We start from the raw sequence: 9,437 nt of genomic DNA, 5'->3' as shown, positions 1-9,437 counted from the left end.
ACAATGTATTCTGCGCGTTAAAGACGATGGACGGGGCTTTGGGGTTGCTACAATCCCATCTGGCGGATTTGGATTGCTGGGAATGAGCGAGCGAGCAGAACACCTTGGAGCGCAACTGAGTATTCAGAGCGAACCTGGGCAAGGAACAGAAATTGTTGTCATTGTAAATCGAGAGTGAGAATATTAAAAATGCACTGGTTACAAACGCAACCTGTAGTAGCTCAATTTCTAATTATTCATAATTATGAGCCAATCAACAAATATTCGGGTTTTGATTGTTGACGACCATGCCATAGTCAGAAAGGGTCTAGCAACCATCATTAATCGCGATCCAGAGATGACAGTGATTGCTCAAGCAGAAGATGGACAACAGGCAATCAACGCGTTTCGAGAACACCAACCTGATGTCACACTAATGGATTTACGAATGCCCAAAATGGGAGGTGTTGAAGCCATTATGGCGATTTGTGCTGAATTTAAGCAGGCTCGGATCGCTGTACTCACAACCTACGATGGCGATGAAGATATCTATCGCGGTTTACAGGCGGGCGCTCAAGGCTATCTGCTTAAGGATTTTAAACTTGGCGAGCTTTTGAATGCGATTCGCGCCATTCATAATGGTCAGAAATACATTCCGCCAGAAGTGGGCGCAAAATTATTGCAGCGAATGAGCAATCCAGAACTCACTGAACGAGAGTTGGAAGTGCTGCGTTTGATGGCACAAGGAATGGGTAATCAAGAAATTGGGACTGCTTTGATTATTGGTGAAAGTACCGTCAAATCGCATGTAAATCGGATTTTGAGCAAACTGGGCGTGAGCGATCGCACACAAGCTGTGATTACTGCTGTTAAGCGTGGGATTGTCAGTTTGTAAGTGAGGAAAAAGGAGGGAAGGGAAGTGAATTTTTACCTTTTCCCCAATAGAATTGGCTTTAGACTCCAACTAAAGTTGGAGACAACCTTCCACTACGAGCTGGACGGGTTCATCCATCACTCGATTGTATAAAAATGTCAACCCAGAGTGGACGACAAGAGAGGGTCAATTGTCTATATTGAATCCATAGCAATGTTAGCGCAGTTGGGTTGTAAGGCTTAAGTTTGCTTAATACAAACCGAAACATGACTTACGACCGTGATAATCGTTCTTTATTCGTTCTGCCTTCAACCCAGGATCATATTCAAGGTGTACTGAATGCTGCTGTAGTATTCGTCATGTATGGAGATTATGAATGTTTTCAAAGTGCCAACGTCTATCGATTGATTAAAGTTGCTCAACAGCAATTGAAGGTTTCGTTTGGAGAAAACAATTTAGGTTTTATCTTCCGTCATTTTCCTCAGGTACAGATTCATCCACATGCTCAACGGGCAGCGGAAGCCGCAGAAGCAGCAGCGGCTCAAGGGCAGTTTTGGCAAATGCATGAGATGCTGTTTATCCATCAACAGGAGTTGGGAAATGGCTATCTAGTGGAGTATGCCAATCGTTTAGGACTTGATATTTCTCAATTTTTGCAGGATTTATCCAAGGGAGCGTATGTCAATCTTATCAATGCGGATATTGAAGGTGGACTGCGAAGTGGAGTGGAGGCTGCACCCGCTTTGTTTATTAATGGAATTCGCTATTCCAATCGCTGGACTGTTGAGCAGATAATGGCAGCCATTGTTGCTGCAAATGATTAATGTTTTTAGTGCTTATCTTAATAAGTATTTCGGCAGAGAGTATTTCATAACTTCTATACCGACAACAAGAACCAGAGATTTCACCAATTTAGCAAGAATACAGAGGGGATCACAATGATAGTTTTTACATGGAAAAAAGTTCAAAAATTGTTGCTGTGGTTATTTGCATTAAGTGTTGTCGTTGGAATATCAATGCATCCAACACCAGCCACCTCCAAGGAATTACCTCAAGCGTCCAACTCTAAACCTGCGATCGTTCTCGTTCATGGGGCTTATGCTGACGGTACATCATGGCAACACGTTATTCCATTGTTAGAGCAGGATGGCTACAGAGTGACTGCTGTGCAGATTCCGCTCACCTCGCTTGCTGATGATGTGGCAACGACGAAGCGGGTGATTAATAATCAAAAAGGTTCCGTTGTAGTAGTTGGACATTCCTATGGTGGAAATGTGATCACGGGTGCAGCGGCTGGCAATCCACAGGTGAAAGCTCTGGTTTATGTTAATGCTTTCGCACCAGATGTCGGTGAAAAGACGAGTGATTTGAATAAAAAGTACGCAGCACCTCCGATTAGTACGGCGATCGTGTCTGATGCTGAAAACTTTCTCTATATCGATCGCGGGAAGTTTCACGAATTTTTTGCCCAAGACGTATCGAAGGCTGAGGCGCGAGTGATGGCAGCAACCCAAAAGCCGATCGCCAGCGCAGCGTTTGAGCAATCAGTGAATGAAATTGCTTGGAAAACGATTCCTTCCTGGTTTCTCGTGACTCAAAGCGATCGCGCCATCAACCCTGAACTTCAACGATTTATGGCTAAACGGATTAATGCTAGGACAACCGAAGTTAACTCCAGTCATGTTCCTTTTATCTCTCATCCCAAAGAAGTTGCCAAAGTGATTGAAGCAGCAAGTACTGCTGTGAAGTAATCCCAATTTAACGATTTGTTAGTGAGCTAAGTCCTGCGAACCAATGAGACGCAAGTTTGGTTTCTGGCAGAACATTTGGTGGATACACCATTGGTACGCAGGTAAATCAAATAACTAACAGTATCTCAGCAATCGCTCTTTAAATGAATTCATTCTTGACTCCATTTATCGATTGTAGATAACAGAGGAAGAGAACTTTATGACTAATTATGACTACATTGTAATCGGTGCAGGGTCAGCAGGTTGTGTGGTTGCCAATCGTCTAACCGAAGACAATGACACAACTGTGTTACTACTCGAAGCGGGTAACCCAGATACGAAACCAGAGATTTTCATCCCAGCGGAGTGCGTCAATCTACTAGGCTCAGAGGTGGACTGGAGCTATTTCTCTGAACCAGAACCCTTCTTGAATAATCGCAAAATCTTTTGTTCCCGTGGCAAAGTCTTGGGAGGCAGCAGTTCGATTAATTTCATGATGTATGTCCGAGGCAATCATCACGATTATGACCACTGGCAGGAGTTGGGAAATCCCGGTTGGAGTTACCAGGATATCTTGCCTTATTTCAAGAAATCTGAACACCAGCAACGCGGTGCCTCCGCTTACCACGGAGTTGATGGGGAGTTGAGCGTTACCGATCCCATTGCGCCTACTGCAACTTCTCAACGATTTGTAGAGGCATGTGTGGCAATGGGATTTGACTACAATCCTGATTTCAACGGTACGCAGCAGGAAGGAGCCGGACTCTATCAGCACACCATTAAGGAGGGTAAACGGCACAGTGCTGCTGCTGCGTTCCTTGTGCCCATTCTCCAGCGTCGCAATTTGACCATAACGACTGGGGCATTGGTGACTCGATTGTTGTTTGAGGGAACCCGCACCGTTGGGGTGGAATATCTGCACGAGGGAATGCTGCACCAAGTCAGGGTTGAGCGGGAAGTGATTTTAAGTGCGGGCGCGTTCGATTCGCCTAAGCTGCTAATGCTATCCGGCATTGGGGATGCAGCACACTTACAAACATTAGGGATTTCTGTTGTCGTCGATCTGCCAGGTGTTGGGCAAAACCTGCAAGACCACATTTTCTCTCCTGTGGTATACCAAGCAACTCAGGATTTACACTTTGCCAGCACCAGTAGTATCGGGGAAGCTGGATTATTTTTGCATAGCAAGTGGAATTCAGCGGTTGCACCCGATTTACAGTTTCTATTCGGTTCCATTCAGCTCTTACCCCCTGGCTATGCTCCAGCGGCATTTGGATTTACGGGTGCAGTCGATTTGACCCATCTGCAAAATATTGGCAGTGTCGGTTTGCGTTCATCTAATCTCAACGATCCACCAACCATTCGGATGAATTATCTACAAAGTCAAGCCGATGTGCAGAAGCTGGTTGAGGGAATTAAATTAATGCGCCAATTGTTTCAAACCAGTGCCTTTGATGAGTTTCGTGGCAAAGAAATTGCTCCGGGTTCCCACGTTCAGAGTGATGCAGCACTCGAAGCTTACATTCGGGATACTTGCAGCACTGTATGGCATCCGGTTGGCACTTGCAAAATGGGCATTGACTCAATGGCAGTGGTAGACCCTAAGTTGCGGGTACATGGGGTTGAAGGATTGCGAGTTGTTGATGCCTCCATCATGCCAACAATCACCACGGGAAATACGAACGCACCGACCATCATGATTGGTGAGAAAGCAGCAGATTTAATTAAAGCGGAGAGGCGCAAGCGTTCGGCGGTCAGCTCTTATCTGGCGTCACAATCCTCACCAAGAACCCGGACGGTCTGATTGTCCATATTGCAATTCATCATCGCCCCCTCAGTGCCGTACTCTGTTTCTCTATCGAGATACGTGACCGTCTGAAGAGCAAGATCAAGCCGGACTATTTCTACGCAGGAAAGTAGGGCTACTTCTGTCCATCCCTAGTTCCATCAATTCGTTGCAGACAGCAAAGGAGAGTTTCGTGATGCAATATGACTACATTGTAATTGGTGCAGGGTCAGCAGGCTGCGTAGTCGCCAATCGTCTCACAGAAGACCCAGAAATCACTGTACTGTTGCTTGAAGCGGGCAATCCAGCGACGAAACCGGAAATCCAAATCCCAGCAGAATGCGTCAATCTAATTGGCACTGAAGTGGACTGGGGCTATTTCTCCGAACCAGAACCGTATCTGAACAACCGCAAGATCCTTTGTTCCCGTGGCAAAGTCGTAGGGGGCAGCAGTTCGATTAATTTCATGCTCTATGTTCGAGGCAATCCTCACGATTACGATCGCTGGCAGGAATTAGGAAATCCCGGTTGGAGTTACGAGGATGTCTTGCCCTATTTCAAGAAATCCGAGCACCAGCAGCGCGGTGCTGATGCCTATCACAGTGTAGATGGAGGGTTGAGCGTGAGCGATCTGATTGCGCCTGCTCCGATTTCTCACCGATTTGTAGAGGCGTGTGTTGCAGCAGGCTATGACTACAATCCTGATTTCAACGCCAAGCAGCAGGAAGGAGCAGGATTTTATCAACACACTATCAAGGACGGTAAACGGCACAGTGCTGCGGCTGCTTTCCTTTTGCCCATTCTCCAGCGTCCTAATTTGACCGTTACAACTGGGGTGTTGGTGACTCGATTGTTATTTGAGGGTACTCGCGCTGTTGGCGTGGAATATCTACACAAGGGAATGCTGCACCAAGTTGGAGTCAACAAGGAAGTCATTTTAAGTGCGGGTGCATTCGATTCGCCTAAGCTTCTAATGCTATCCGGGATTGGCAATGCCTCACAGTTACAGGCATTGGGGATTTCTGTCGTATTAGATTTGCAGGGAGTGGGTCAAAACCTGCAAGATCACATTCTGGTTCCTGTGGTCTATCAGTCAATTCAGGATCTACACTTTGCTAGCACGAGTAGTATCGGAGAAGCTGGACTGTACTTACATAGCGAAGGCAACTCAGAGATTGCACCTGATTTACAGTTTTTCTTCGCTCCTGTCCAGTTCTTGCCGCTTGGCTATCCTGCTGCTGCTTTTGGGTTCACGGATGTTGTCTCTTTGACCCGTCTGCAAAATCGTGGCAGTGTGAGTTTGCGCTCATCTGATCCGCAAGACACCCCCATGATTCGGATGAACTATCTGCAAAGTGAAGCCGATGTGCAAAAGTTAGTCGCTGCAATTAAACTAGCACGCCAATTGTTTCACATGAGTCATTTTGATGAGTTTCGGGGGGCAGAAATTGCTCCGGGTGCTGAGGTTCAGAGTGATGAAGCACTCGTTGCTTATATCCGCAACAATTGCAGCACAGTGTGGCATCCGGTTGGCACCTGCAAAATGGGTACTGATCCAATGGCGGTGGTCGATCCTGAACTACGGGTACATGGAATTGAGGGATTGCGAGTTGTTGATGCCTCCATCATGCCCACCATCACGACCGGAAATACGAACGCACCCACCATCATGATTGGTGAGAAGGCAGCGGATTTAATTAAAGCAGGTCGCACAGCACGAACGGTTCTCAGCAAATCTAACGTCCAAAATCCGGCGTATTCATCTATTTAGAAACGGGCGATCGTCTTTGATCAATCTCAGATTATCATACCTGTTGAGCGTTTATCGGTCGATGTTAGGCAAGAACACTCGATCTCTGTAAAGGAATACACAATGGCACTGATTACAACACCATTCGGACGACATTCCACCGCCGCCGAGGTCGTAGAAGGAATTGATCTTTCCGGCAAGCGGGCGATCGTTACGGGAGCCGCATCGGGCATCGGCGTAGAAACGGCGCGGGCACTGGCTCAAACTGGAGCGATCGTCACACTAGCTCTGCGTAATACCGATGCTGGAGCGCAAGTCGCGGCTGACATTATGGCTACTACTGGGAACCGGAATATTCATGTTGCTCCGCTTGATTTAAGCGATCGCAACTCAATTGCCAAGTTCATTGCTGCCTGGCGTGAGCCGCTGCACATCCTCGTTAATAATGCAGGGGTAATGGCACTGCCCGAACAGCGCACACCCGAAGACTGGGAGATGCAATTTGCCACTAACTATCTCGGACACTTTGCCCTAGCGCTCGGACTACACGACGCTCTCGCTGCAGAGGGTGCCGCCCGTATCGTGTCCGTTAGTTCTAGCGGGCACCTGATGTCGCCCATTGTGTTCGATGATATTCACTTCATGTTCCGTCCTTATGATCCGTGGTTGGCGTATGGACAGTCCAAGACCGCAAGCATCCTCTTTGCTGTCGGTGCTACTGCGCGCTGGTTCAAGGATGGCATTACCGCTAATGCCCTGATGCCCGGGGCGATCGCAACCAACCTCCAGCGTCATACGGGCGGTCTTAAAACCCCACCTGAGCGGCAGAAGACAATAGCGCAGGGTGCGGCAACTTCCGTTCTGTTGGCAACCTCTTTGCTACTAAAGGGCGTTGGCGGACGCTATTTCGAGGACTGCAACGAAGCCACTCTCGTCACCAACGGGAACGGCTATATAAGCGGAGTTGCCCCCTACGCCCTGAACCCAGACAATGCCGATCGGCTCTGGAATGAATCGTTGCGCCTGCTCGCTTGACCTGGCAGTAACAGTGAGCTTCACGCTGTTGATGAACGAATTGCCGATCGTAAGCCTGCCAGCCTTTCGTCCATCATGCCCACGAGCACCACGGGAAATACGAACGTACCCACTATCATGATTGCTGAGAAGGCAGCAGATTTAATTAAAGCGGAGCGTACCTCGCAAAGTCTTGCCAACAAGCTTAATGTTAAAAATTTGTCACACTTGTCTATCTAAAAACGGCATGAACGCCTGCCTTATCTGAACCGCAAACTTGAGCATTCGTAACACAATTCATTCATTAGAAGCATCTATTCCATGACAAAATCATTCTGGCTTCTTGGTTCTCGCCTCACTATCCTCGCCGATCACACCACGACTGACGGTAAATACGACCTGATTGAGGGCTATTTCACTCCTGGTACACAGACTCCACCCCATCGCCATACACGCTATTCCGAACAACTTTATGTGCTGGAAGGAGAGTTTACTGTCTGGGCAGGTGAGAACAAGGTTGTGCTAGGCGTTGGTGAAAGCTTCTTCATCCCGCCTAACACCATCCATGTAGTCGCCGCACTTAGCGATAAACCAGCTCGCGGGTTGGTTGTTGCTGCGCCTAGTGCCTTTGCTCAACTAATAGAAGCAACAGGGACGCTAAACGAGAATGAGAAAACTGACTTGGCATTATTCATGCGCGTCTCTAGCGAAATTGGCGACGAAACTCTGGGTGCGCCCGGAGATATCCCTTAGAGATTAAGCTGACTATTCTTCCTCCTGACTCCAGTCTGCATTAGTAACTGACCGCTTTAAACCCAACAATCAAAGGATTAGCATAATGAGAAAACTAGAAGGAAAAATCGCCCTTGTCACGGGTGGCAACAGTGGTATCGGTCTTGCCACAGCCAAACAGTTTGTTGCTGAAGGTGCTTATGTCTACATCACGGGTCGTCGCCAAGTCGAACTGGATGCTGCTGTAGAAGGCATTGGTAAAAATGTTACGGCTGTGCAGAGCGATGTTTCTAATCTGGCAGACCTGGATCGTCTGTTTGCCACCATTAAGCAAGAACAAGGACACCTCGATATCATCTTCGCTAATGCTGGCGGTGGACAAATTGCCCCACTTGGAGCAATCACTGAGGAACACTTTGACAAAACATTCAACATAAACGTCAAAGGTTTGCTGTTCACCGTACAAAAGGCACTGCCACTGTTGCCAGATGGCGCTTCTATTATCCTGAATGCTTCGATTACTTCTATAAAAGGTACGCCAGCTTTCAGTGTTTACAGCGCTACTAAAGCCGCCGTGAGATCATTTGCTCGGAATTGGATACTCGACCTCAGAGAACGCAAGATCCGAGTCAATGCCATTAGCCCTGGTGTGGTTCCGACTCCTGGTTACGATCATTTGGGACTGAATGACCAGCAGTTGCAAGAATTCGTGGACAGCCAAGCCAGCACCATCCCACTGGGACGAGTCGGCAAACCCGATGAGATTGCCAAAGCCGTTGTCTTTCTCGCTTCAGATGACAGCAGCTTTGTGAACGGCATTGAGTTGTTTGTCGATGGCGGTATGGCACAGATTTGAAATCCAAAAGGAGTTAAAAATGAAGCTTATCTCTGTTAATGTTGGCCTGCCGCGTGAAGTGCCCTGGAAAGGAAAACCCGTCCGCACTGGAATTTTCAAAGAGCCGGTCAATTCGAGAGTGATGGTGCGTGAACTCAATTTAGATGGCGATCGACAAGCGGATCTCACCGTTCATGGCGGAGTTGACAAAGCCGTTTATGTCTATCCTTTTGAGCATTATGAGTATTGGCAAAGTGAATTGCCTGACACAGAGTTAACACTTGGTATCTTTGGTGAAAATTTCACAGTTACAGGATTTAAAGAAGAGGAAATTAACATTGGCGATCGCTTCAAAATCGGTAGTGTGGAACTAATGGTGACTCAACCGCGCTTACCCTGCTACAAACTAGGGATTCGCTTTGGGCGATCGGATATGGTGAAACGATTTCTCGCCAGTCGTCGCACCGGATTTTACTTTCGGGTTTTGCAAGAGGGCGAAGTTGGAGTCGGAGACACTTTAGAGTTGATGAGTCGAGATACCAACAATATTACTGTTGCTGATATCACTCAGCTTTATGTTCGTGACCGAAACAATCCAGAGTTACTGCATCGTGCTGCTCAACTTGAAGCCTTACCCGAAAGCTGGCGGGACTACTTTCAGGAGCAGATCCGTCGTCAGGATGTGAGATAGATCAACCTGTCGTAAAACGCCATCATGTCACTTTTATCACTTACAA

At 47.5% G+C, this 9,437-nt stretch carries 10 protein-coding genes; all 10 read left to right on the top strand.

The window, feature by feature from the left end:
- The first annotated feature begins 7 nt into the window (after positions 1-7).
- Positions 8-178: a sensor histidine kinase gene (locus V7K25_RS01310; RefSeq protein WP_335154373.1), complete on the top strand. Its 171-nt coding sequence runs from the start codon at positions 8-10 to the stop codon at positions 176-178.
- Positions 179-244: 66 nt separating this feature from the next.
- Positions 245-874 carry a response regulator gene (locus V7K25_RS01305; protein WP_292794561.1) on the top strand — a complete coding sequence of 210 codons (630 nt, stop codon included), beginning with the start codon at positions 245-247 and terminating at the stop codon, positions 872-874.
- 245 nt (positions 875-1,119) lie between these two features.
- Positions 1,120-1,677 carry a DsbA family protein gene (locus V7K25_RS01300; RefSeq protein ID WP_292794558.1) on the top strand — a complete coding sequence of 186 codons (558 nt, stop codon included), beginning with the start codon at positions 1,120-1,122 and terminating at the stop codon, positions 1,675-1,677.
- A gap of 114 nt (positions 1,678-1,791) precedes the next feature.
- Positions 1,792-2,604, top strand: a complete 813-nt coding sequence (locus V7K25_RS01295; protein ID WP_335154371.1) for an alpha/beta fold hydrolase — start codon at positions 1,792-1,794, stop codon at positions 2,602-2,604.
- Between the two features lie 199 nt (positions 2,605-2,803).
- Entirely contained in the window at positions 2,804-4,387 is a 1,584-nt protein-coding gene (locus V7K25_RS01290; protein ID WP_334792000.1) for a GMC family oxidoreductase, read from the top strand.
- A gap of 178 nt (positions 4,388-4,565) precedes the next feature.
- Complete coding sequence (locus V7K25_RS01285; RefSeq protein ID WP_335154369.1) at positions 4,566-6,140, top strand: GMC family oxidoreductase; 1,575 nt, start codon at positions 4,566-4,568, stop codon at positions 6,138-6,140.
- Between the two features lie 102 nt (positions 6,141-6,242).
- Positions 6,243-7,154 (top strand): SDR family NAD(P)-dependent oxidoreductase, encoded by a 912-nt coding sequence (locus V7K25_RS01280; protein ID WP_335154367.1) that lies wholly within the window; start codon positions 6,243-6,245, stop codon positions 7,152-7,154.
- 300 nt (positions 7,155-7,454) lie between these two features.
- Positions 7,455-7,886: a cupin domain-containing protein gene (locus tag V7K25_RS01275; RefSeq protein ID WP_292794545.1), complete on the top strand. Its 432-nt coding sequence runs from the start codon at positions 7,455-7,457 to the stop codon at positions 7,884-7,886.
- Positions 7,887-7,971: 85 nt separating this feature from the next.
- On the top strand, positions 7,972-8,721 hold the full coding sequence (locus tag V7K25_RS01270; protein WP_335154365.1) for an SDR family oxidoreductase: 750 nt from the start codon (positions 7,972-7,974) through the stop codon (positions 8,719-8,721).
- Positions 8,722-8,740: 19 nt separating this feature from the next.
- A complete protein-coding gene (locus V7K25_RS01265) occupies positions 8,741-9,391 on the top strand; it encodes an MOSC domain-containing protein (RefSeq protein ID WP_335154363.1) in 651 nt (216 codons plus the stop codon).
- The last annotated feature ends 46 nt before the right edge of the window (positions 9,392-9,437 follow it).

The organism is Nostoc sp., from assembly GCF_036919495.1.
Taxonomy (GTDB): Bacteria; Cyanobacteriota; Cyanobacteriia; order Cyanobacteriales; family Nostocaceae; genus Nostoc.
The sequence above is the reverse complement of the archived record's forward strand: the minus strand, read 5'-3'. Positions and strand labels throughout refer to the sequence as shown.

What these genes read in the sequence shown, in the direction of transcription:
- V7K25_RS01305 (WP_292794561.1), top strand. Translation starts at nt 245, where the DNA reads ATGAGCCAATCAACAAATATTCGGGTTTTGATTGTTGACGACCATGCC.
- V7K25_RS01300 (WP_292794558.1), top strand. Translation starts at nt 1,120, where the DNA reads ATGACTTACGACCGTGATAATCGTTCTTTATTCGTTCTGCCTTCAACC.
- V7K25_RS01295 (WP_335154371.1), top strand. Translation starts at nt 1,792, where the DNA reads ATGATAGTTTTTACATGGAAAAAAGTTCAAAAATTGTTGCTGTGGTTA.
- V7K25_RS01290 (WP_334792000.1), top strand. Translation starts at nt 2,804, where the DNA reads ATGACTAATTATGACTACATTGTAATCGGTGCAGGGTCAGCAGGTTGT.
- V7K25_RS01285 (WP_335154369.1), top strand. Translation starts at nt 4,566, where the DNA reads ATGCAATATGACTACATTGTAATTGGTGCAGGGTCAGCAGGCTGCGTA.
- V7K25_RS01280 (WP_335154367.1), top strand. Translation starts at nt 6,243, where the DNA reads ATGGCACTGATTACAACACCATTCGGACGACATTCCACCGCCGCCGAG.
- V7K25_RS01275 (WP_292794545.1), top strand. Translation starts at nt 7,455, where the DNA reads ATGACAAAATCATTCTGGCTTCTTGGTTCTCGCCTCACTATCCTCGCC.
- V7K25_RS01270 (WP_335154365.1), top strand. Translation starts at nt 7,972, where the DNA reads ATGAGAAAACTAGAAGGAAAAATCGCCCTTGTCACGGGTGGCAACAGT.
- V7K25_RS01265 (WP_335154363.1), top strand. Translation starts at nt 8,741, where the DNA reads ATGAAGCTTATCTCTGTTAATGTTGGCCTGCCGCGTGAAGTGCCCTGG.